Annotated in this window: 21 protein-coding genes and 1 pseudogene; 10 read left to right on the top strand and 12 right to left on the bottom strand. The window is 61.7% G+C overall.

The genetic code is table 11. The features are described from left to right. The first annotated feature begins 183 nt into the window (after window positions 1-183). Window positions 184-612, top strand: a complete 429-nt coding sequence (locus FME68_RS05105) for an OsmC family protein (protein ID WP_046647305.1) — start codon at window positions 184-186, stop codon at window positions 610-612. Between the two features lie 127 nt (window positions 613-739). Continuing rightward, on the top strand, window positions 740-1,666 hold the full coding sequence (locus FME68_RS05110; protein ID WP_046647303.1) for a DUF1906 domain-containing protein: 927 nt from the start codon (window positions 740-742) through the stop codon (window positions 1,664-1,666). Between the two features lie 23 nt (window positions 1,667-1,689). On the opposite strand, the gene FME68_RS05115 is transcribed toward FME68_RS05110, so the two are convergent. The 6 genes and pseudogenes from FME68_RS05115 to FME68_RS05140 all read right to left on the bottom strand — a co-directional run bounded on the left by FME68_RS05115 (window position 1,690) and on the right by FME68_RS05140 (window position 8,033). Then, window positions 1,690-2,706: a hypothetical protein gene (locus FME68_RS05115; RefSeq protein ID WP_046647302.1), complete on the bottom strand. Its 1,017-nt coding sequence runs from the start codon at window positions 2,704-2,706 to the stop codon at window positions 1,690-1,692. 51 nt (window positions 2,707-2,757) lie between these two features. Next, window positions 2,758-4,403 (bottom strand): annotated as a pseudogene (locus FME68_RS05120) (monocarboxylic acid transporter). A gap of 3 nt (window positions 4,404-4,406) precedes the next feature. Continuing rightward, a complete protein-coding gene (locus FME68_RS05125; protein ID WP_046647301.1) occupies window positions 4,407-4,751 on the bottom strand; it encodes a DUF485 domain-containing protein in 345 nt (114 codons plus the stop codon). 472 nt (window positions 4,752-5,223) lie between these two features. Continuing rightward, a complete protein-coding gene (locus FME68_RS05130) occupies window positions 5,224-6,081 on the bottom strand; it encodes an aldo/keto reductase (RefSeq protein WP_158396424.1) in 858 nt (285 codons plus the stop codon). A gap of 174 nt (window positions 6,082-6,255) precedes the next feature. Continuing rightward, complete coding sequence (locus FME68_RS05135; RefSeq protein ID WP_010187736.1) at window positions 6,256-6,612, bottom strand: FKBP-type peptidyl-prolyl cis-trans isomerase; 357 nt, start codon at window positions 6,610-6,612, stop codon at window positions 6,256-6,258. Between the two features lie 128 nt (window positions 6,613-6,740). Then, window positions 6,741-8,033: a citrate synthase gene (locus FME68_RS05140; protein ID WP_083306669.1), complete on the bottom strand. Its 1,293-nt coding sequence runs from the start codon at window positions 8,031-8,033 to the stop codon at window positions 6,741-6,743. A 151-nt stretch (window positions 8,034-8,184) separates the two neighbouring features. Here FME68_RS05140 and serC point away from each other — a divergent pair, with 151 nt between their 5' ends. The 3 genes from serC (at window position 8,185) to FME68_RS05155 (ending at window position 11,484) form a co-directional block, all read left to right on the top strand. Beyond that, the gene (gene serC, locus FME68_RS05145; protein ID WP_070545057.1) at window positions 8,185-9,315 is read left to right on the top strand and encodes a phosphoserine transaminase; all 1,131 of its coding nucleotides are present in this window, start codon (window positions 8,185-8,187) and stop codon (window positions 9,313-9,315) included. A gap of 156 nt (window positions 9,316-9,471) precedes the next feature. After that, window positions 9,472-10,647, top strand: a complete 1,176-nt coding sequence (sepH, locus tag FME68_RS05150) for a septation protein SepH (protein WP_049154153.1) — start codon at window positions 9,472-9,474, stop codon at window positions 10,645-10,647. Between the two features lie 6 nt (window positions 10,648-10,653). Continuing rightward, window positions 10,654-11,484 carry a DUF6928 family protein gene (locus tag FME68_RS05155; protein ID WP_328287722.1) on the top strand — a complete coding sequence of 277 codons (831 nt, stop codon included), beginning with the start codon at window positions 10,654-10,656 and terminating at the stop codon, window positions 11,482-11,484. Here FME68_RS05155 and FME68_RS05160 read toward each other — a convergent pair. The 3 genes from FME68_RS05160 to FME68_RS05170 form a co-directional block, all read right to left on the bottom strand. Then, a complete protein-coding gene (locus tag FME68_RS05160; protein WP_158396428.1) occupies window positions 11,436-12,257 on the bottom strand; it encodes a TrmH family RNA methyltransferase in 822 nt (273 codons plus the stop codon). The two genes, FME68_RS05155 and FME68_RS05160, sit on opposite strands and share 49 nt — an antisense overlap. A gap of 44 nt (window positions 12,258-12,301) precedes the next feature. Beyond that, window positions 12,302-13,705: an NCS2 family permease gene (locus tag FME68_RS05165; protein ID WP_158396430.1), complete on the bottom strand. Its 1,404-nt coding sequence runs from the start codon at window positions 13,703-13,705 to the stop codon at window positions 12,302-12,304. 126 nt (window positions 13,706-13,831) lie between these two features. After that, window positions 13,832-14,461, bottom strand: coding sequence for a DUF3027 domain-containing protein (locus FME68_RS05170; RefSeq protein ID WP_374703994.1), 630 nt, complete (start codon window positions 14,459-14,461; stop codon window positions 13,832-13,834). Window positions 14,462-14,517: 56 nt separating this feature from the next. Between FME68_RS05170 and FME68_RS05175 the strand changes: the two genes are divergently transcribed. Together FME68_RS05175 and FME68_RS05180 are read left to right on the top strand one after the other, a co-directional pair. Beyond that, entirely contained in the window at window positions 14,518-15,390 is an 873-nt protein-coding gene (locus tag FME68_RS05175; RefSeq protein WP_158396434.1) for a glutaminyl-peptide cyclotransferase, read from the top strand. A gap of 11 nt (window positions 15,391-15,401) precedes the next feature. Beyond that, window positions 15,402-16,001, top strand: a complete 600-nt coding sequence (locus FME68_RS05180) for a DUF2771 domain-containing protein (protein ID WP_158396436.1) — start codon at window positions 15,402-15,404, stop codon at window positions 15,999-16,001. Window positions 16,002-16,132: 131 nt separating this feature from the next. On the opposite strand, the gene FME68_RS05185 is transcribed toward FME68_RS05180, so the two are convergent. Then, window positions 16,133-16,513: a cold-shock protein gene (locus tag FME68_RS05185; RefSeq protein WP_158396438.1), complete on the bottom strand. Its 381-nt coding sequence runs from the start codon at window positions 16,511-16,513 to the stop codon at window positions 16,133-16,135. Between the two features lie 526 nt (window positions 16,514-17,039). Between FME68_RS05185 and FME68_RS05190 the strand changes: the two genes are divergently transcribed. Further along, a complete protein-coding gene (locus FME68_RS05190; protein ID WP_158396440.1) occupies window positions 17,040-17,702 on the top strand; it encodes a resuscitation-promoting factor Rpf1 domain-containing protein in 663 nt (220 codons plus the stop codon). Between the two features lie 100 nt (window positions 17,703-17,802). Here FME68_RS05190 and FME68_RS05195 read toward each other — a convergent pair whose 3' ends face one another. Then, window positions 17,803-18,759 carry an ABC transporter permease gene (locus tag FME68_RS05195; protein WP_328287723.1) on the bottom strand — a complete coding sequence of 319 codons (957 nt, stop codon included), beginning with the start codon at window positions 18,757-18,759 and terminating at the stop codon, window positions 17,803-17,805. 111 nt (window positions 18,760-18,870) lie between these two features. On the opposite strand from FME68_RS05195, the gene FME68_RS05200 reads away from it, so the two are divergent. After that, window positions 18,871-19,473 carry a TetR/AcrR family transcriptional regulator gene (locus FME68_RS05200; protein WP_230308906.1) on the top strand — a complete coding sequence of 201 codons (603 nt, stop codon included), beginning with the start codon at window positions 18,871-18,873 and terminating at the stop codon, window positions 19,471-19,473. A gap of 129 nt (window positions 19,474-19,602) precedes the next feature. Here FME68_RS05200 and FME68_RS05205 read toward each other — a convergent pair whose 3' ends face one another. Further along, window positions 19,603-19,788 (bottom strand): hypothetical protein, encoded by a 186-nt coding sequence (locus tag FME68_RS05205; protein WP_010187772.1) that lies wholly within the window; start codon window positions 19,786-19,788, stop codon window positions 19,603-19,605. A gap of 100 nt (window positions 19,789-19,888) precedes the next feature. Here FME68_RS05205 and FME68_RS05210 point away from each other — a divergent pair, with 100 nt between their 5' ends. Beyond that, entirely contained in the window at window positions 19,889-21,991 is a 2,103-nt protein-coding gene (locus tag FME68_RS05210) for a helicase-associated domain-containing protein (RefSeq protein WP_158396447.1), read from the top strand. The last annotated feature ends 35 nt before the right edge of the window (window positions 21,992-22,026 follow it).

Consider the following 22,026-nt stretch of genomic DNA (forward strand, 5'->3'; position numbering starts at 1 on the left):
AAAAATTGTTTGCACCACTATTACCGATCTAAAGAGACGTGAGTCACAGCCCCGCCCCCATCAGATAACTTTGCAAATTGACCTACCTGACCTTTCCGCCGCTCACCACGACGCGGTTAAGGCTTGCAAATCTCGGCTCCCTCCCCCGCTACCCGGCTCCCCCACCATCACTAGGATGACGCTATGAGCAACATCACCAAGAAATACTCCGTCGACGTCACCCGCATCGATACAGGCCACTACCGCGCCACGAATGCCGAAGGAATCAGCCTCGAGTTCGGCCGCGCTGAGGGACTACTCAGCCCAGTTGAGTTGCTGCTCGCCGCCGTGGCGGGCTGCTCGGCCGTGGACATCGACGTGGTCACCTCGCGCCGCACAGAGCCGGAGATTTTCGACGTCCACGTTGAAGGCACCCGCGTCGACGAAGACGGGGCCTCGCGACTGAGCGACGTCGACGTGGAATTCTCCCTCCGCTTTCCCGCTACCGACGCCGGACGCCAGGCCCAGTCCATGGTGGAGCGCCTCGTGCGCATCTCCCAAGAAAAGGACTGCACCGTCTCCCGCACGGTGGAAAATCCCACTAACGTCACGTTCCGCACGACAAAGCCTTAAGCACCTTTAAACAAAGGGATTGCCGTCGCGCCCAGCAAATGCTACCCCTGGTGCAATTTTTAACCATTGTGACTAAAGTGATTGCGGAAACTTTCTTCTTCACCGCCTCCCAAGGAGAATTCACACCATGTCCTTGTCCCGTCGTTCCCTGTTCAAGGCCGGTGCTCTCACGCTGGCCGCCGGTGCCATCGGTAGCCAGGCGCCCGCTGCTCTCGCCGTGGGCCCAGCTTTGGGCACCATCATCGACTTCTCTGCCGGTGTTCCTTCCGCCCGCGCCATCAAGGCAGCCGGCCACCTCGGCGCCATCCGCTACGTATCCCAACGCCGCCCCGGCGCCGAATGGATGAAGGGCAAGCCTGTCACCCTGGCGGAGACCAAGGCCAACGCAGCGGCAGGCCTCAAGACCGCTTCCATCTACCAGTTTGGCCGCGCGGAAACTGCGGACTGGCTCAACGGCGCTGCGGGCGCCGCAGTCCATGCGCCGCAGGCCATCGCCATCCACAAGGCTGCGGGCGGGCCGACCGGGCGCCCCATCTACATTGCCATCGATGACAATCCCACCCGCGCCCAGTACGAGAACCAGATCCGCCCCTACCTCAAGGCCTTCTCCGCAGCGCTGAGCGCCGCGGGCTACCAGACTGGCGTGTATGGCAACTACAACGTCATCGACTGGTGTGTTGCCGACCGCATCGGCCAGTTCTACTGGATGCACGACTGGGGCTCTGGCGGAAAGCTCCACCCGCGCACCACCATCCACCAGAAGGCCAAGAATCAAGCCACTATCGACGGCATAACGTGCGATATCAACACCGTTTATGCCAACGACTGGGGCCAGTGGACCCCGGGCGATGGTGCTGTGGAGCCGCCAAAGGTCAAGGACATCCCGGCAGTGCCTGACGACATCCCGCTGCCCAATGTTTCCCTGCCGGATCCCACCGGGCGCGGCTCCAGCGTCAGCGGCGATGGCATCAACATCGCTGGCTCGTCAATCAGCAATGACCAGGTGCGCGGCGCGGTGGATATCCTCAACACCGTGCGCAAATCCATGGGCTAATCAACACGCGGCGGCGCTGGTTTCTACCGCGCCGCCGTTGTCTTCGTTGCCGAAGAAGACGGCTTGGAGGACGACGACGTGGTCGAGGACGCCGGTTCCGGCGATTCTGTCGAGGACGCTGGCTTTGAGGTGCTGGAGGAGGCAGCGGTAGACGTCGTCAAGCGCGTGGTGCTAGCGCCAGGATGGGCCAGCGCCTCTTTGTTCAAGTTGTTTCCCTTCACGAGGTTCTTACCCGTGATTTCCTTGCGCACGTAGGACGTAAGCTCCTCGGCAGAGCCCTCGATGGAGGCAGCCACAACAAAGTTCTCCCCAAAAGACACCGAAGAGTGTCGGTCCTTACTGTCCGACCAGCCCCATTTTGATCCCACGACGTCACTGAGCTTCGCGGTGCCATAGTTTTGCTGGTAGCCATCGGCTGAGACGGCATCGGCGTGAGACATCGCCACCAAAACTGGGTGCGTCGGATCATCTTCCAAGAGCTGAACGATGAAGCGCACCACGTCATAGGTTGAGGTCATCGAGTGACCCCAATCCTCCCCCGCTGACGTAGAGTCCAGCCCATACTCCTTGGCGATTGCATCGATGGACCGCGGGTACTTCTCAAAGAGCTTCCCGGCGCTCTCATCCGAAGAATCAGCAATCATGTCCAGCGCTAGATACTTGTCCTCGAAGGAACCGTGCTCGAGCACGTAGGCGGCGATGTAAAGCTTGATCAGGCTGAGCGCATAGCGCGGCTGGTGCTCGGTGGGTGAGCCCATGTGCATGCCTGTCTCAATGCGGTAGTACGTGATTGACTTCTCGTCATCGCCCTTGAGGAATTGCCCCACGGTGTCCTCTACCGCCGCGAGTTGTGGATCGCCCTTCTTATGCGCGATGGGGCCGGGAGTAGCCGTGCTGGTGTGCGTTGGGCGCCCCACCGTGGAGTCTTCTTCATTCGCAGGCGAGCACGCAACAAGGGCCGTGGCACCGAGCACGCACGCCAGAAGGGCGGCACCAGCACGCGCTGGTACCGCCCTATAACGAGGCTGCGGGTAAAACACGAGGTTAGAGTCTACCCGCTACCGTCTGGAATGTAGTGCTTGAGGTGGCGCTTAGTGGTCCACCGGAGCCTCCACGCCCACACCGGTCAGGGAGCGAACCTCCATCTCGGCGGACAGCTCTTCCAGGTTGTCCGGCGGGGTCATGATGGACACGATCCAACCGGCGAAGAAGGCCAGCGGGATGGTCACGAGGCCCGGAGAGGACAGCGGGAAGATGGACCAGTCGGCGTTCGGGAACATCGAGGTCGGAGTACCGGAAACTGCCGGGGACAGGAAGATGAGCACCAGGCAGGAGATAACACCGGTGTACATCGATGCCACAGCACCTGCGGTGTTGAAGCGGCGCCAGTACAGGGAGTACAGGATGGTCGGCAGGTTGGCGGATGCTGCCACGGCAAAGGCCAGGGAGACCAGGAAGGCGACGTTCTGGGTCATGGCCAGGATGCCCAGGATGATGGACACGATGCCGAGGATAACCACGGTGATCTGGGAGACGCGAACCTGCTCGGCCTCGGTGGACTCGCCGTTGCGGATAACGGAGTGGTAGACGTCGTGTGCGATGGAGGCCGACGCGGTGATGGCCAGGCCAGCAACGACGGCCAGCACGGTAGCGAAGGCCACAGCGGAGATGACCGCCATGAAGATGGAACCACCGATTTCGAGGGCGAGCAGCGGTGCTGCTGCGTTGGCACCACCCGGTGCGGCGAGGATGCGGTCCGGACGACGAGGGCGGCAGCGCCGTAGCCCAGAACCAGGGTCATGAGGTAGAAGGCACCGATGATGACGATGGCCCAGGTAACGGAGCGGCGAGCCTCGGTCGCGGTCGGCACCGTGTAGAAGCGCATGAGCACGTGCGGCAGGCCACCAACACCCAGCACGAGGGCGATACCCAGGGAGATGAAGTCAAGCTTGGTGGTGAGGTTCTTGCCGTACTTCAGGCCCGGCTCCATGATCTGGGAGGCCTCGTAACCCTTCTCCTGGATAGCAGCGGAGTTGGCGTGCATATCAATTGCCTGGGTGAAGAGCGTGCTGAAGCCACCCTTCAGCATGACGAAGGTCAGGATGCACATGATAACCACGCCGGTGACCAAAAGCACGGCCTTGATCATCTGCACGTAGGTCGTACCCTTCATGCCACCAACGAGGACGTAGACGATCATGAGGATGCCCACGATGCCGACAACAACGGCCTGCCACTTGAACTCGTGAATGTCCAACAGCACGGCAACCAGGGAGCCGGCGCCTGCCATCTGGGCAATGAGGTAGAACAGCGACACGAACAGGGTCGAAATCGCGGCCGCCACGCGCACCGGGCGCTGCTTGAGGCGGAAGGACAGCACGTCGGCCATGGTGAAGCGCCCGACGTTACGCATCGGCTCCGCGACGAGCATCAGGGCGACGAGCCAGGCAACGAAGAAGCCGACCGAGTAAAGGAAGCCATCGTAGCCGTTGAGGGCGACAGCACCGACGATGCCCAAGAAGGACGCGGCGGAGAGGTAGTCACCGGAAATAGCTAGGCCGTTCTGGCGGCCAGAGAAGCTACCACCACCGGTGTAGAAGTCAGAGGCTTCCTTGGTGGACTTACCGGCACGCAGCACCACGTACATGGTGACGACAAGGAAGGCGGCGAAGACCGCAATGTTCAAAATCGGATTGCCAGCGGAGGATTCCGCTTGGGCCAAGATAATGGTCTGCATGGTTTAGCCCTCCAGTTCCTGGCGAATAGCCGCCGCCTGCGGCTCGATGTTCTTGTTGGCGTAATTGACGTAGATGTACGTAATGATGAAGGTGGTCAGGAACTGAGCCAAGCCGAAGATAAGGCCGACGTTCCAACCGCCGCCAAGCTCGATGGCCATGAAGTCGGGCGCAAAAACTGCGGCCAGCACGTAGAGGACGTACCACAGAAAGAACGCCACTGTCATGGGGAAGGTGAACTTGCGGTATGTGCCGCGCAGCTTCGCAAACTGCGAGCTATCGCGCATCTCGACGAACTCTTGCGGCGTCGGTTCGCGGCGCGAGTCAATCGAAGCAGGTGCGTCAGTCATGTCGCTCTCCTTACAAGGGAATCTTTTCTCCACAAACCGCGGTGAGAGACTTACTACAGTGTCTTCAGTCACGTTTTGCCTTGCCCAGTAAGTTACCTAACCTCTCTTGCAAGGTTGTAAATCCTGCCAAGAAAAGTTAATAACGCACACTTTTATTACCCCCTCCCCCAGCGATGACATGGGATTTCTATCGCGTTGCCAACACCCCCACAGGAAACTCCAAACAGTGAATCTAATTTAGCAAAGCGAAACTTCGCAGCCATTGTGCAGATCTTCGCCCCCTGCGGCATCCCTCAGAGCACCCTCACACCCCTTGCATGCCCACTGCCAGAAGGCACAACAAAACCCGCCTTCCCCGCTCCGCCCCTCCCCTATTTATCCCTATTTATAAGGAATAAGAAGAATATGGTGAAGGAGAAACAAAGCGTGGAAGGCGGGTTCTATCGCTCGCACTGGGACTGTGCCCGGCTATTTAAGCGCCAGGGAACTCACGCGGATCCTTAAACATGCGGCCAAAACCTTCCTGACCGTCGAGCGCATCGAGTGCGGCAACATCCTCTGGCGCAAGCTCCACCTCCGCGGCCGCGAAGTTCTCCCCTAGGCGCTCTCGGCGGCTGGACTTCGGGATGACGGAAATGCCCTTGCTCAACAGGTACGCCAGCACAGCCTGGCCCGGGGTGATGTCGTGCTTCTCAGCGACGGCGATGACCTCGGGATTATTGAGGATCACACCGCGCGCCAGCGGGGACCACGCCTCCGTCACGATTCCGTGGTTGTCGTGGAACTGACGCAGCTCCGGCTGAGTAAAGCCCGGGTGCAACTCCACCTGGTTGAGGACCGGAACGATACCCGTCTCATCGATCAGAGTCTGCAGGGTCTCCTCGTAGAAATTAGCCACGCCAATCGACGCGATCTGCCCCATGCCCTGCATGCGGGCAATCTCCTCGAAGGTCTCCACGTACAGCCCGCCCTGCGGCCAGGGCCAATGGATGAGGTAGAGGTCGAGGTAATCCAGCTGCAGCTTGTCCAGGGATGTACGGAAGGCCTGGCCTACCTTGTCTTTACCGTGGTGATCGTGCCAAACCTTGCTGGTAATAAAGAGCTCATCGCGGGTGACGTCGCCAGCCTTCATGGCGTCATGCAACGCCTGGCCCAGCTCTTCTTCGTTCTCGTAGAGGGTAGCGGTGTCGAAGTGGCGGTAGCCCAGCTCGATTGCTTCACGCACGGAGCGGACGAGATCCTCCCCGCGCAGCTTGTAGGTTCCAAGCCCCAGCAGGGGCATCTCGCGGTCATCATTGAACGTGGTTTGTGGGACACTCATGACTTCCATTGTGCCGCACTCCCGCGCGCTGTGGGGCAAGATTCTGGCATCGCTACTCGCACGGACAGCCCTTAACGCGCCAAAGCCCTGACCGACTGCGCACAAGGCGCGGCGCTCAGGACGGTCAGGGCGTCGACAGCCCGAAGGACAGAGGCAATCCCTTCATTCCTTTAGGCTTTGGATTTAGGCACGAATGAGGTCGATAACGAAGGTCAACGTGCGGCCGGACAGCGGGTGTGCACCACCGGCGGGGCCATAGGCCTTCTCCGGCGGGATGACCAGCTTGCGGCGACCGCCCACCTTCATGCCCGGGATGCCCTCTTGCCAGCCGGCGATGAGGCCGGTCAGCGGGAACTCGATCGACTGACCACGACCCCACGAAGAGTCGAACTCCTGGTTCGTCTCATAGTCGACACCTACGTAGTGGACCTCAACGAAGCCGCCCGGCTGGGCTTCGGCGCCGTCACCCACCACGATGTCTTCGATGACAAGGTCCTGGGGAGCAGGCTCCGTTGCCGGCTCAATTACGGGCTTTTCCATTGGGGATTATCCTCCTTGGACTGTTTTCTTCTTTGCTGGCCGCATACACGTGGGCCGAGCCACAACACTCCCCAGTATAAGGGGAGATGTGGGGCTCGGCCCTAGAAATGCAGCGTATGGGCTATTGTTTAGCGCTCGCTGCGCGGGGTGACCTTGCGCAGGGTCTCGCCGGTGTAGATCTGGCGCGGGCGGTTGATCTTGGTGTTGAGCTCAAGCTGCTCACGGTACTGAGCAATCCAGCCCGGCAGGCGGCCGATGGCGAAGAGGACGGTGAAGAAGTCCGTCGGGAAGCCCATGGCGCGGTAAATGAGGCCGGTGTAGAAGTCCACGTTCGGGTAGAGCTTGCGGGAGACGAAGTAGTCGTCGTTCAGCGCAATCTCCTCGAGCTTCATGGCCAGGTCCAGCATCGGGTCGCCGCCCAGGTGATCGATGATCTCGTGTGCGGTGTCCTTGACGATTGCCGCGCGCGGGTCGTAGTTCTTGTACACGCGGTGGCCGAAGCCCATGAGGCGAACGCCCTTTTCCTTGTTCTTCACGCGGTTCATGAAGTCGGTGGCGTCGCCGTCGTGGTTGTTCTGGATATCCTCAAGCATCTCCAGAACGGCCTGGTTCGCGCCGCCGTGCAGCGGGCCGGACAGGGCGTTGATACCACCGGCGATGGCGACGAACAGGTTGGCCTGCGCGGAGCCAATCATGCGAACGGTGGAGGTGGAGCAGTTCTGCTCGTGGTCAGCGTGCAGGATAAGGAGCTTATCCAGAGCCTTGGCCACGATCGGGTCGACCTCATACTCCTCAGTCGGGTAACCGAACATCATGCGCAGGAAGTTCTCGCGAGCGTTCAGCTTGTTATCCGGGTACATGTAGGGCTTGCCCTGGGATGCACGGTAAGCGTAAGCGGCCAGCATCGGCACCTTGGCCAGCAGGCGGACGGTTGCCTTATCCAGCTGCTTCTCATCCAGCGGGTTGAGCTGATCCTGGTAGTAAGCGGAGAGAATGTTAACGGAAGAGGCAAGAACGGCCATCGGGTGCGCGTCGCGCGGGAAGATATTGAAGGCGGCCTTAAAATCCTCATCCAGCAGGGTGTGGTGACGGATATCAGTGTTGAACTTCGACAGCTCGTCCTCGGTCGGCAGGTGTCCCTTAATCAACAGGTAGGACACCTCGTTAAAGGTGGCGTTCTCAGCGAGATCCGCGATGTCGTAGCCACGGTGACGGAGGATGCCTTCCTCACCGTTAATAAAGGTGATCTTGGACTCGGTGGAACCAGTAGCCGCATAACCCGGGTCGAAGGTAACGAGGCCGGTCTCGTTACGGAGCTTGCCGATATCGAAGCCGGAGTCACCCTCCGTGGACTGCTTAATGTCCATCTCGTACTCGCCGCCGGGGTACTGCAGTACAACCTTGTTGTTTTCAGATGCCACGTGTTTTCCTTTCCTCAATGTTCAACGCCGGCCAAGGCCGGCGCAACAAGACTAAACCTCTTCACACTTTAGCAAAACTTGTGACTCTGCCAACATTGGCAATCCTGGCAAAGTATCTAGTGCGCGAACGAAACTAGGCTACACTGCCCACATGAGCAACTCAGAACTCGTCCTGCCAGCAGATCTCCTCCCTACCGACGGCCGCTTCGGCTGCGGGCCGTCCAAGGTCCGTCCCGCCCAAATTGAGGCAATCACCGCCGGTGCTGACACCATCATTGGAACTTCGCACCGCAAGCCAGCCGTCAAGAATCTCGTCGGCTCCATCCGTGAGGGGCTCTCCGAGTTGTTCGCGCTGCCAGAGGGCTATGAAATTGTCCTCTCCCTGGGCGGCGCTACCGCCTTCTGGGACGCCGCAACCTTCGGCCTGATTGAGAAGAAATCAGCGCACCTAAGCTTCGGCGAATTCTCCTCTAAATTTGCTAAAGCCGCTGCCGGAGCCCCCTGGCTCGACGCCCCGCTCGTCACCGAAGCCGAGGTTGGCACCGCCCCAGACCCGAAGGCTGCCGACGCCGAGGGCGCCGACATCATCGCCTGGGCCCACAACGAAACCTCCACCGGCGCTATGGTTCCGGTAGCCCGCCCCAACCCCGATAACGCAGAGCAGCTTGTTGTCATCGACGCCACCTCGGGCGCCGGCGGCCTGCCAGTCAACATGTCCGATGCTGACGTCTACTACTTCTCACCCCAGAAGTGCTTTGCCTCCGACGGCGGCCTGTGGCTGGCTGCTATGTCCCCGGCAGCCCTGGAACGCATCGAGAAGATCAACTCCTCCGATCGCTTCATCCCGGCTTTCCTCAACCTGCAGACTGCGGTAGACAACTCCCGCAAGAACCAGACCTACAACACTCCGGCCGTCGCCACGCTCCTCATGCTGGAGGACCAGGTGAAGTGGATGAACGCCAACGGCGGTCTCGACGGCATGGTCAAGCGCACCACGGAGAACTCCTCCATTCTGTACAACTGGGCCGAGTCCCGCCCGGAGGCGACCCCCTTCGTGGCCGAACCGTCGGCACGCTCCCTGGTGGTCGGCACCATCGATTTCGAGGACTCTGTCGACGCCGCCGCAGTGGCCGCTACGCTGCGCGCCAACGGCATTCTCGACGTCGAGCCTTACCGCAAGCTCGGCCGCAACCAGCTGCGCGTGGGCCTGTTCCCGGCGATAGACTCCGCGGATGTCACCAAGCTCACCAAGGCTATCGATTACGTTCTGGATAACCGTTAACCCGCGCCCCCTAACTTGGCATGCCGCACCACACCATTTATTGCAGCCATTTGTTGCGGCATACAACATGCCCCGCGCTCTTGCCAGAGTTCGGGGCATGTTCTGGGTAAAGTGGACTTCATCACATGTCCGCTACCAGGCTAAGGAGCGCCCACCATGCGCGAGATTTTCCTCGCACCCAGCGACTCAACTGACACCTCGCTCGTCCTCCGGGCCGAGGATGGTGAGGAGTTCTTCCTCGAGGTCACCGACGAGCTTCGCGAGCTTCTCGCTCCCGCCGATTCCGCCGAACCCGCTTCCGAGAACGAGGGGGCGGAGCAGGACGCAGAAAACACCGACGAGGAGGCAAGCGACTCCTCCCCCGCCTCCGCGCAGCAAGACCATTCCACCGGGCTGCGCACCGTTATGCCTGCCTCTGGTGGCTCGCCTTCTTCCCCACAGAGCCAGCCTGCACCGCAGGCACAAGAAATCCGCCTGCGCCCCAACGAGATTCAGGCCCGCATCCGCGCCGGTGCTTCCGCTGCGGAGATCGCCGAGGAGCTCGAGGTTCCAGAATCCCGCATCGAACCTTTCGCGCACCCGGTGCTGCTGGAGCGGGCGCGCATCGCGGACGTCGCCAAGCAGGCCCACCCCATCCGCGAAGATGGCCCAGCCAAGCTCACGCTGTGGGAGATCCTGGCCACCGCCTTTGCCGCGCGCGGACACTCCCTGTCGGAGGCGACGTGGGATGCCTACCGTCACCAAGGCGAGCCGTGGATCCTGCGCATCACGTGGAAGACTGGGCTGTCCGCCAACGAGGCGGAGTGGACCTTTAAGCAGACGATGTCCTCCCCGGCCACGGTGGAGGCACGCAACTCTGTGGCCGCAGACCTCACCGACCCAGACTTCGTGCAGCCGGTGCGGTCGCTGACCTCCGTGGGCCGCGGCGAGCGCTACGACGAAGCCATCGACGGGCGGGAGTATGCCGAGGGCCGCGAGGTCAACGAAGCCGCACGCGCCGGTACCCCTGGCGTGACGGAGCTGTCCTCCTACACCGGCGGCGATGACGCCGCTAACGAGGCAGACGGCGGTGCATACGCCGAGCCTTCCGTCCTTCCCTCCCCGCACGGTGGGGAGCACCCCGCTGAGGGCGCAGCCGATGCGGACACTGCCTCTTCTAACGAGGAGGCCACACAGCAGACGGATGAGAAGGACACCGGGGTTGACGAGGACTTCCTCCAGAACCCGGATCCGGAACCTAAGCCCACCAAGCGCCGCCGCAAGGCCGTCACCCCGCACTGGGAGGATGTGTTGCTCGGCGTTCGTTCCTCCACTAAGCGCCCCCGCGAGTAGTCTGCCGTGGATACACAAAGCGCCGTTCTCACTCTCTGGTACGTCACCGCCGCCGACCCCGCCGAGGTCCTCCGCGGTGAGCCTAAGGCCGACCGCGGCTTCGGCCGCAAGTTCCTCGCTCAACTCAATCCCGCACTGCCGGTGACTCCCATTGGGCAATTCCCCCTCAACCGTTCCGCCGAGCCCGGCGCGAGCGAGTTCTATGTGGGCGGCTATCCCGGTGTGACCGTGGTGCAAACCATCATCCACGACGATCAGCTGACTCTCTCTCAGCTGTCCCGGACCTTGCGCGAGGCCGTGCCCGCCACGGAAATCTACGCCTTCGCCTCCAATCCGGAGACCGGCTATGCCGGGTTCGCCCACTGGACGGGCAGCCGCCTGCGCCGGTCGCTGTGCGGGACGCGTTTTAACCTCTACGAGGACCATGGTCTGCCCGAAACCTTCGAGGCCCCTTTCTGGGCCGGGGAGATGGATGAGCCGGTGGGTGGGATTTCCCTTCCCTTTGAGCCGCTCAATATCACCGAGGCTGCCCAGGAATTCTGGTTGGGCATCGAGGTCGGCGCGGAGGGCCCCGACGTGGACGTCGTAGGCTATGCCACCGACGGGCGCCCCGAGCCCAAGGTCGACACTCCCCCGCCGCGCCGCAGCGTGGCCGAGGTAGCCACCACCTCAGTGTCGAAGCTGGGGCTCAATGACTATGACGACTACGAAGAGTACGACCTCGAGCCGGAATCCACCGGTGAAGAAATCATCCGCACGGCCAAGCACCTCGGCGGCTTGGTGCGGCGCTACGCAGTATCGACCTCGCGGAACCTGTGGGAGCGCTGGCGCTCGTAGAAGGCGATGGCCGCCGACGTCGCCACATTAAGGGAATCCGTGCCCTCCGCCATGGGGATGCGGGCGCGCACGTCGGTCGCCCGCATAGCGTGCTCAGTCAGGCCCGGCCCTTCCGCACCGACCAGCAGCGCTACCTTGTCCGCGCCCTCTAACGCATCAGCAATGTGCACGGCATCCGGATGCGGGGTCAGCGACACCAGCCGGAAGCCTTGCTCGCGCAGCTTCTCCAACCCGCGCTGCCAGGTGGTAAAACCACCGTCGAAGCGCGCCCAGGGCAAGCGCAGAACGTGCCCCATGGACACACGCACCGAGCGGCGGTAGAGCGGATCCGCCGCACCTGAGCCGAGCAAGATGCCGTCGACATCCATACCAGCGGCATTGCGGAAGAGCGATCCGATATTTTCGTGGTCGCCTACGCCTTCCATGATGGCCAGGGTGCGCGCGCCCTCAACGACCTCGTCCACGGTCCAGGCTTCCGCGCGGTCGGCTGCGGCAACCAGCCCACGGTGCATATCAAAGCCTGTTACTTCCCCCAGAGTCTGGCGGGTTACTTGGTAAACGGGGATATCGCCAACATCGTGGTGTTCCAGGAACGTATCCAACTTCCCCTCAAAACCAATGATGCAGCGCACCGGGAAGCGAGAGGCGAGCAGGCGCTCCACGCACAGTGGGCCCTCACCAAAGACGAAACCCTCGCCGGACTTATCCGCGTGCTTGAGATCGCGGATATCGTCCAGGCGAGGGTCTGTGGGGTCATCGATGACAAAACGCATGGGCCCTAGTCTAGGCGTAGGGCCAGCTGCTCCCCTTAGGCGGGCTATGCCAACAGCGAGCTGATCGGCTCCATAGCAAAGTAGACCACGAAGAGAGCGGCCACGAGCCACATGATCCAGTGCACCTTCTTGGCCTTGCCGGCGAAGGTGGCCATCAGTGCATAAGCGATGAAGCCCACACCAATACCGTTGGCGATGGAGTAGGTGAAAGGCATGACCACGATGGTGAGGAAGGCCGGGATGGCCTCCTCCATGCGGTTCCACTCGATGTCCTTGAGCTGGGCTGCCATCATCACACCCACGATGACGAGGACGGGGGCTGCCGCCTCAATCGGCACGATCTCGTAGAGCGGGGTGAGGAACATGGCCAGCAAGAAGATCACGCCGGTCACAACGTTGGCCAGGCCGGTGCGGGCACCGTCGCCGATACCAGCCGCCGAGTCCGCGAACACGGTGTTGGAGGATACCGAACCCGCACCACCAGCAACTGCACCGAAGCCTTCGACGACTAGGGCGGTCTTCATGTCCGGCAGATTGCCCTTCTCATCCACGAGGTTGGCCTGCTTGCCCAGGCCGTTCATGGTGCCCATGGCATCGAAGAAGTTGGTGAGCAGCAGCGTGAAGATGAGCAGCACGGTAGAGACCACGCCCAGCTTGGTGAAGGCACTAATCGGATCGACCTGGCCCACAATCGACAGGTCCGGCAGCCCGCCCAGGGAGCTGGGTACCTCCGGGGTGGCCATGCCCCAGTCCTCGGAACCGGTAAAGGCCTGAATGATCATGGCGATGATGGTGGTGATAACGATGCCGATGAACAGGCCGCCACGCACCTGGCGGATGACGAAGAAGCTGCACAGAATCAGGCCCACGACGAAGACGAAGGCCGGCCAGGTCGCAATCGAGCCGTTCACGCCCAGGCTCACCGGGACGGTGGTCATCGCGGCATCCGGCACGCGGGTGACGAAGTGCCCGTCCACGAAACCGATGAGCGCGATGAACATGCCGATACCGACGCCCATCGCGGCCTTCATGGAGGCGGGGATGGCATCGAAGACGGCCTGGCGGAAACCGGAGATGGCCAGCAGAACAATGATGAAGCCTTCGATGACAACAAGGCCCATAGCCTCGCGCCATTCCAGGCCGTTGAGGGAAACCATCGTCACGGCGACGAAGGTGTTCATACCCAGGCCCGCAGCCATGGCGAATGGGTAGCGGGCGATCATGCCGAAGGCGATGGTCATGACGCCGGCCACCAGTGCGGTGGCGGCGGCGACTTGTGGGATTCCGAGGGTGGTTCCGGCCGAGTCAGCGGAGGTACCCAGGATGAGAGGGTTGAGGAGGATAATGTAGGCCATCGCGAAGAACGAGACCACGCCGGCGCGGACTTCGGTTCCAATGGTGGATCCGCGTTCGGAAATCTTGAAATAGCGATCGATAGCTGCGTTCATCGTGAGAGAGCGCCCCTTCTATCTAGAGAAATGAAGTTTTACCTGCTAAGGGTGCTCCATCGGGGCACTAAAACGCAAAACCCGCACGCGACATCGCTGCTGCGCGCGGGGAGAAAACCACACTCTTTAATAGATCGGTCTCTCGTCATCGAAGGGCCTCTCCTGCTCCGATCCCTCTTCACGGACGGTCGTACCGGAATGTGCACCGCACCCGTAGGTGGCGTGCACCACTTTTCCATCCGCCGAGTATTCATTGGCACAGACGCCGAAATTGGGCAGCAGCTGGAGGTAAAAAGCACAGGTTTTGCACTGCAGTTGGGCCTGCGCCGCCATCTCCGTATTAGGCCCATACTTCTTGCGCCAGCGCTCCTTGGCCTCCTTGAGACCAGCCTCGGAGAGCTTCCCGCCGTCCAGTCTGTCGTCGTCAGGCGCCGGCGGCATGAGGTCACCTGGCCCCAAGTCACCCGGGCGCAGGCGCTCGGAATAAGGCACCCACTCCGGGGCTTGGAGAGCCTGGCCGCCGGGGACGAGCGCAACCTCGTTCACGGTCGGCGTGCGCGAACCTTCAGCACAGGCGACGACGGCATGCCACTCCCACCCCGGGTATCCCGGAACGTGGGCCTCAAAACGGTGGGTGGCCACGTTGCGGCCCACACCGGCAACGCCGCGGTGCTTACCGACGTCCCCCTCACCTACCTCCTCCACGGCCCGGCGCGCCAAGTCGACAGCCGTCGAATCGAGAAGCGGGGAATGCATCTTTTTCTTGCGAGTCACCCTCCCATTATTAATCACACGCACGAGCATCGTGCACAATGACTGTCATGGCCTTCCCACACTTCCCCCGCGCCGCCCGCGCGCTCGCCACGGCTTTATCTGCCGCTGTACTGCTCGTACCGCTGTCCTCCTGTTCCTCCCAAGCTGTAGACGAGCGCGCATCCTCATCGACGGCGACAGCGGCGGGTAGCGATGGGACGTCGCCAAGCACACGCTCCCCAGAGCGTCTCGGCGTCACCGTCCTGGACACCGCACCCCTGCCACCGGACACCTTTACCCAGGGCCTCGAGGTCGACGCTGACGGACACCTGCTCATCGGCACCGGGCTGAAGGGCGAATCGCGCCTTATGCGCGTCCAGCCGGGCGAGCTAGCCCCGCTGAAAGAGGTCGCGCTCGAAGACTTGCTCTTCGGCGAGGGCATCACCCAGACCGAGGCCGGCATCTGGCAGCTGACGTGGAAGTCCGGCACGGCCTTCCTGCGAGATGCCGAGACCTTCAACGAACTCGACCGCGCAACCTATGACGGCGAGGGCTGGGGCCTGTGCAACGCTGGCTCTGAGCTCATCATGTCCGATGGCTCCGCCACACTGCGCCACCTGGACCCACAGACTTTTGAGGAGCTCGGCCCGCGCACCGAGGTCACTCTCAACGGTTCGCCGGTGGATAACCTCAACGAACTAGAGTGCGTCGATGGCGCAGTCTATGCCAACGTGTGGATGAGCGAGGACATCCTGCACATCGACCCCGCAACCGGCGTGGTCACCGGGGTGATCGACACCGCGAACCTCAACCACGTTCCCTCTGCAGATCCCAATGCGGTCCTCAACGGCATTGCCCATATCCCGGGCACCGACGAGTTCTGGATCACCGGCAAGCTCTGGGATGAGCTGTACAGGGTGCGCTTCGAGTAGGATTTTCAGCCATGGCTACCGTGAAGCAAGCAAGGAAGAAGTCACTGCTGCAGTTTCTGGCGCTCATTATCGCCGTGGCGGTGATCGTCGTGGCGGTGGTGATGTTTCAGAAGTGGTGGAATGACCGCCCGGGCCCCGACCCGCAGGACGTCACCATCACGGCCACGGTGGGTGATGAAATGATGGAGGTTGCGCCCTATAGCGTCTGCGAGCCAGGCGCCGACTGCGAGGAGGGCGAGGTTCCCAACCTCACGGTGGGGCCCGATGACACCCTGAAGCTGGAGATCCCCGAAGCCATCTATAACCACGAGTGGTCGGTGCTCTCTATTTACGATGACCCGGCCGCCAACGACAGCACTGCGCACGGCGCCAACGAAACCACCTCGCTGGAAATCCCCGGCTCCGTCGCGCCGATTGAGGCTTCCACCGGCGAGCGTCCGCAGCTAATGGTGGTGGAAATCTCCACCCTCATGATTGGCCACGATGCCAATGGTGAAGAGACCCCGATGCACACGGTGTGGTCACTATCCACCATGACCGACGAAGAGCTCAAGGAATCCAAGGCCACCGGTGACGCCGAAGCTCCAGCAGAGGCTCCTGAGGACAAGTAGCCGCGCCGCGCGCGCGCCTCCACAATCAAAAAAGTGCCCGACCTGCCAAAAGTACAGCTGATTCTTCAATGATCAGCCGTAAGTTTGGCAGGTCGGGCACTTTTCAGTCATGGGCCTAAGAATGTAGGCCCCTAGCTATCCAGATCCTTTGCAATAGCACGCAGAATCTCCGCCACCTGGCGACCAGTCTTGCGCTCCGGGTAGCGACCCTGGCTGAGCACCGGCTGCACTTGGGTTTCGAGGAGCGTCATGACGTCGGAAAGCATGCTCGATAGCTCCTCCGGCTTGCGGGCCGGGGTGCGGCGGCGCGGGGCATCCAGTACCTTCACGCGCAGAGCCTGCGGACCGCGACGGCCGGCTGCGAAGTCGAAGTCGATGCGCTGGCCGGGGAACAATTCGTCGACGCCCTTGGGCAGCACGTTACGGCCAACATAGACATCTTCATCGCCGGGGTTGCTAACAAAGCCGAAGCCCTTGTCCGCGTCATACCACTTCACTTTGCCGATAGGCATGGTTCTTCACTCACTTTCTTTCCGTCTCTCCTCTACCAAAGCTTAGGCCGTATCACCTGCTTGCCGATAGGCTCCGGCAATCCGGGGTGAGGAAGCGCGGCGAAGCGTGGTTGTGACTTAAGCTGCCGCGCGGAGGAACTATCCGTGGAACTTATAAAGAGATACATCTTAACCTCCACGCACCCCGCCAAAGAAACCAAGAATAGGTATCGCCTCAACCAGCACACCCGTTACAAGTGTGACATAGCTAACATTCACGTCACGAACAGGGGAAACGTAGGGGAATTCCCGCTTCTGTTACCGTTTTGAGCCATTTAACGTGACTGATTCGTTATAAACCGCTACTCTTTCCCACAGGCACTTCGGCCGCCGGTCGTGGAAGTCTCGCCCCAGACACAGTCCGGGCTTCCACACGGCGGCCACACATGATGTGCATGAACGTGAACATCAATTGCAAAACTACATGCCGGACTGGGCATCATCTGGGCGCGAGAAAGCAAGAACAACCTAGAGAAGGAATACTTTAATGGGACGCCACTCCGCTAAGAACAAGTCCATCGCCACCAAGTTTGCCGCTTCCACCGTTGCCGTGGGCGCTGCCGCAGCCATCATGGCTCCGAACGCTGCCGCTGCACCGGATTCCGATTGGGACCGCCTCGCACAGTGCGAGTCCGGCGGCAACTGGGCCATCAACACCGGCAACGGCTACCACGGCGGCCTGCAGTTCAGCGCTCAGACCTGGCAGGCCTTCGGCGGCGGCGAGTTCGCTCCGACCGCTAACCTGGCTACCCGCGAGCAGCAGATCGCTGTTGCTGAGCGCACCCTGGCACAGCAGGGCTGGGGCGCATGGCCGGCTTGCTCCGCTAGCCTGGGCCTGAACTCCGCACCGACTCCGCGCAACGTGAACGCTACCCCGGCACCGGCCGCTACTCAGGTAAAGGAAGAGACCGCGCCGCAGGCACCGGCTGAGGCACCGAAGGCTGTCCAGGAAGCTGCCGAGGAGCCCACCGACGAGCTGGCTGTTGACGCTCTCTACACCCTCATCGAGGACACCGCCACCCAGTACGGCCTGACCGTCCCGGCTTCCTTCACCGAGCAGTACAAGGCCAACCGCCACGACTTCAACGCCTTCTACTCCGCTAACCGCCACGTCATCGACCCGGTGGCACAGGTTCTGGCTGCACGCTAAGAATCGCGCCGTGCCGTGCAAGCACGGCACATCGAGGAAAGCTTTAACTACATAGAAAAAGGCTGGATGGTTTTCTCCATCCAGCCTCTTTTAGTTTTGACTAAGCCTTTTCCTCAACGGCAACGCCTTCCTTGGCGCCCGACCGATCACAGGCCAGCAACGCTAGGCCGACAACGATCCACAAACCGAGTGCCCACCATGCACTCCTTACACCCTGCCCGTCGAAGAAGGACAGCGAACGGACCAGATGCCCCGTCGCACCGATGGGCATCCACTGCCCCAGCGTCGACCACCCGGCAGGCAGCAGCCACGGTCCGGTTGCCAGCCCCGACAGCGGGTTCGCCAAGAAGATAGTCAGCACAGCGCCGATTCCGATACCAGCCGCACCCATCAGACCCGCGAGACCAGCGGTCACCACCGACGTTGCCAGAATGCCCGCCGCGATAGCCATCCACTCGGCAGCGAAGCTGCCACCGAGGGTTCCATAGACGGAGTGCAGCATCCACGTGGCAACGAGCGCGCCTAGTAGCGCAATGCCGACAAGCACCCCTAGCTTGGCCCACTTCTTTCCGCGGAATGCAAAGGTGGCAATGACAGCGGAAATAATGCCACCAAAAGCCAGCGGCAGGCCAAGTAGAGTGATTCCGCTCGCCTGCGGGTCCTCCTTCGTCGTCGGCGCAAGCTCCTGCTTCTCCACGAACATTCCTTGTGCTTCAAGCTGGCCAGCGAGGCCATCAATCATCGTCACGTAGGGAGCACCATTTCCCGCAGCGGTGAACGCACTCGCGCCCTGCGGGGAGATGACCAGTCCACCAACAGCTTCACGCTGCAACACCGCGTCGCGCACCTCGGCCTCGCTGTGCTTCACGACGATCTCCGGGGCCTCATCCCCCGCCGCACTCTCAATCTTCTGCGAGATGCCTTCGAGCATGGGCTCCGGCGCCGAAATGGCAACCGGAACGCCAGCCGGACCCGACGCAAAGGTGGGCGCCAAAAACGCCCACAGCATAAGGCCGATGACGACGGGGATCCCCACAATGGCAACTATCGATTTCACAGCAACCGATGGCTGCTTTCCTTCCTGACTTTTCACCGCTGACACTTCTAACCTCCAAACGGAACAGGGTGTTTCACTTACAAAGTGGAGCATAGTGTTCCGTTTGATATGATGCAAGCTGTGAGACAAGATGCAGCAGAAAACAAGCAGGCCATCGTCGCAGCAGCCAGGCAGCTGCTCATCAGCGAGGGACCGGGCGCGTCCATGCGCTCCATCGCCAAGAAGGCCGGCGTGGGCGTTGCCACGGTCTCACGCCACTTCCCCGAACGGCTCTCCCTCATCGATGCCGTCACCGGCGCGGAGGTAGCACACATCAAAGAAGAGGTGGACAGCCACCTACAAGGTTTCGACGAGGATCCCGAAGGCACCTGGCGCGATATCATTCATCGCATCGCCGGCCTTAACTTCGCCGCGGTTGTTCAAGCAGCGGCAGCCGAGGTGAATACTGCCTCATTCTCAGACAATGACGTGCAGAAGGTCGCCGCTCAACGCACAGCTGAACTGAAGTCGATCTACCAACCGATTATCGAACCCGCGCGACAAGCGGGCCTCTGCCCCGATTCCCTCACCCCGCTCGAACTCCACATCGATATCGGTCTCATCACCCGCCCGGCGCCCGGAGCACTGGCAAACATCGAGCGTCTTTCAGAAATTCAAACCCGACTCATCGATACCCTGCTCGACGGCTTTAAAGCCCAAGCCCGTGCCGACTAACGCCGGGACAAAAGCATTCAGCACAAACACGTATAGCCCCACCGAGGAGAACATTCTCGGAGGGGCTGAAAGCAAGCCGGTCGGGCTCAACGCATCCGCTAAGTGAAGCGCAGTTTTCTGCGCGCCTACTTAGCGGTTGATGCGGGTGTACGGGTGAACGTAGTTGAGCTTTTCTGCCGGCATCGGCAGAATCAGGTCGTCACCGTACGGGCTGGAAGCACCAGCAAAAGGTGCAGTAAGTTCAGTAATAGCGTGCTCGCGGGGGCTGTTCTTCGGCCAAGCCGGGGATACGAAGCCTTTGTTCTCGTTCGACATGCTCCTTATTATTCCAAACCCCGCGGCAAAAAGTAACTTATTCACCCAACGAGGGCCCCACGCCTCCCCCGCCTACTAACTACTAAGCTTGATCGCCATTATGACCACCCCCTCCAACCGCGCCCGCGTCACCGAGAGCTACCGCGATTGGCTCAGCCGCTTACCCGATGAGGACTTGCGCGCCCTACTGAGCAACCGCAGCGATGTTCTCTCCCCCGCACCGAAGGACTTCGACGCGCTGGCCTCGCGCCTGACACTTCCGATGCACGTCGCGGATGCCTTGGCAGCAAGTAACGCCGAGCAGCTAGCTGCCTTGGAGGACATCGCCCACCGCGGCGGCGAGGTCGACATGGTGGAGGACACCAACCCTGAAATTACACGGCAGCTCAAGGAGCGCGGCCTCGTCTTCGGCGATGCCCCGCAGGTGCGCATCGTCACCGCCGTCATGAGCTCGCTTCCCACCGGCTGGTCGCTGCGCAACCAAGTCGAGTTCGATGAAAAGGACCTAGCCACGCTTGCTCCCGAAGAGCGCCGAGTCCTCGATGCCTTAAGCACTAGCGACGGCATGGGCTATACCACCGACACCGAGCCAGACATCAACTCCGAGGATCCTGCCAAGCGCCTGCTGGCCAAGGGCTTCTTGGAGCGTATCAACGCTCACTCGGTGCGCCTGCCGCACTCGCTTGCCCGCCTGCTGGCTGGTGATACCACCCCGCCCATTCCCACCACCCCCTCGGGGCGCGCCGGAACCCCGGAGCCGGATACCAAGGCGGATGACGCCGGTGCCGCAGCTGGCCTGGAAGCCGTGCGCGGCATGGAGCGGCTTATCGAGTTGCTTGGAAGCCATCCGGTAGCGCTGCTCAAGGATTCTTCGGTCGGCGTTCGTCCCCTCAACCAGCTGGCCAAGGATCTCGCTCTGGAGAAGGAGGAGGTCGCGCGACTCATCTGTTTGGGCCACCACGCTAGGCTTCTCCACCGTGGCGAGCCGGATGGCCTGGAAGGACACTTCCTCGCCCCGACCACCGGGTCCCAAGACTGGCTCGAGGCCGATCTCGGGGAGAAGTGGCGCATTCTTCTCGACGCCTGGCGCACCTCCCCTTGGGCCAGTTGGGCTGAGACCCGGGTGCTCGCAGACGACAGTATTGTGCGCCGCCTGCCGCGCTTTCGTGTCTTCGTCCTCGGCGTCTATGCACACTCCGCAGTCGCGCTGGACGACGAGGAGTTCTGGGAAGACCTGCGCTTTCGCTCCCCACTTTTTGCCAGCCACACGCGCACGCTGACCATCGAGAAGCTGCGCGCCGAAGCCGAATGGATCGGCGCGGTGGCACTGGGCAAGGCCACCCGCGTGCTGGGAGATTCCGCTGCGGCCACCAGCCTCGTTCCTGAGACGGTCAGCGAGTTCATTATCCAGCAGGACCTCACCGTCCTCGTGCCCGGCCCCCTTGAGCCAGACACACACCGCACCCTCGCATCCTTAGCAGACCTCGAATCCCCGGGCCTAGCCAGCGTGTACCGCATCAGTGAGTCCACCATCCGCCGCGGCATGGACCAGGGCCTCACCGCCCAGGAAATGACCGACTTCTTGGAAAAGCATTCCCCGACGGGCGTGCCGCAGGCGTTGGAGTTTGCCATCGGGGACGTCGCCAAGCGCCATGGCACCCTCCGCAGTGGTCCTGCGCTCTCCTATCTGCGCAGCGAAGACCCAGCACTCTTGGAGCTCGCCGTTGCCTCAGTCCCCGGCCTGCGCCTGCTCGCGCCCACCGTGGCGGTATCCCAGCTGCGCGTGGGCGAGCTGCTGGAGAAGCTGCGAGCGAAGGGCCTATCCCCCACCCCGGAGGATGAATCCGGCGCTTCACTTACCGTCGCCCCCGAGCCTTACCTTTTGCCCACGCCCCGCACGAAGCCCGGCAAGCGCGAGCCCGCCTCGGTGGATGACGCCGTGCAGACCCTGCGGACATCAACGCAGAACCCAAGCGCAAAGAAGGAAGAAGAACCGGATCCCCTCACGCTCGCCCGCGCCGCCGCGCGCTTCCACGCCGATATCGTGATCTCCTATGCCGATAAAAGCGGCGATCTCCGCACCGTGACCGTGAAACCATTGTCGGTGGAAGGCGGCTACATTGATGCCCTAGGCTCAGCGGGCAAACCCGTGCGCTTCCCGGTTCACCGCATTTCCTCCGTCCGCTTCGCCGACAGGGATTAAATCTTTCCCTGACGCCCAGAGTAGAAAGGCCTCAT

The organism is Corynebacterium hiratae, assembly GCF_009708045.1.
Classification (GTDB): domain Bacteria; phylum Actinomycetota; class Actinomycetes; order Mycobacteriales; family Mycobacteriaceae; genus Corynebacterium; species Corynebacterium hiratae.

Coding starts and splice junctions, on each gene's coding strand:
- FME68_RS05105 (WP_046647305.1), top strand. CDS start 184: ATGAGCAACATCACCAAGAAATACTCCGTCGACGTCACCCGCATCGAT.
- FME68_RS05110 (WP_046647303.1), top strand. CDS start 740: ATGTCCTTGTCCCGTCGTTCCCTGTTCAAGGCCGGTGCTCTCACGCTG.
- FME68_RS05125 (WP_046647301.1), bottom strand. CDS start 4,751: ATGACTGACGCACCTGCTTCGATTGACTCGCGCCGCGAACCGACGCCG.
- FME68_RS05130 (WP_158396424.1), bottom strand. CDS start 6,081: ATGGAAGTCATGAGTGTCCCACAAACCACGTTCAATGATGACCGCGAG.
- FME68_RS05135 (WP_010187736.1), bottom strand. CDS start 6,612: ATGGAAAAGCCCGTAATTGAGCCGGCAACGGAGCCTGCTCCCCAGGAC.
- serC (WP_070545057.1), top strand. CDS start 8,185: ATGAGCAACTCAGAACTCGTCCTGCCAGCAGATCTCCTCCCTACCGAC.
- sepH (WP_049154153.1), top strand. CDS start 9,472: ATGCGCGAGATTTTCCTCGCACCCAGCGACTCAACTGACACCTCGCTC.
- FME68_RS05160 (WP_158396428.1), bottom strand. CDS start 12,257: ATGCGTTTTGTCATCGATGACCCCACAGACCCTCGCCTGGACGATATC.
- FME68_RS05165 (WP_158396430.1), bottom strand. CDS start 13,705: ATGAACGCAGCTATCGATCGCTATTTCAAGATTTCCGAACGCGGATCC.
- FME68_RS05170 (WP_374703994.1), bottom strand. CDS start 14,461: ATGCATTCCCCGCTTCTCGATTCGACGGCTGTCGACTTGGCGCGCCGG.
- FME68_RS05175 (WP_158396434.1), top strand. CDS start 14,518: ATGACTGTCATGGCCTTCCCACACTTCCCCCGCGCCGCCCGCGCGCTC.
- FME68_RS05180 (WP_158396436.1), top strand. CDS start 15,402: ATGGCTACCGTGAAGCAAGCAAGGAAGAAGTCACTGCTGCAGTTTCTG.
- FME68_RS05185 (WP_158396438.1), bottom strand. CDS start 16,513: ATGCCTATCGGCAAAGTGAAGTGGTATGACGCGGACAAGGGCTTCGGC.
- FME68_RS05190 (WP_158396440.1), top strand. CDS start 17,040: ATGGGACGCCACTCCGCTAAGAACAAGTCCATCGCCACCAAGTTTGCC.
- FME68_RS05200 (WP_230308906.1), top strand. CDS start 18,871: ATGCAAGCTGTGAGACAAGATGCAGCAGAAAACAAGCAGGCCATCGTC.
- FME68_RS05205 (WP_010187772.1), bottom strand. CDS start 19,788: ATGTCGAACGAGAACAAAGGCTTCGTATCCCCGGCTTGGCCGAAGAAC.
- FME68_RS05210 (WP_158396447.1), top strand. CDS start 19,889: ATGACCACCCCCTCCAACCGCGCCCGCGTCACCGAGAGCTACCGCGAT.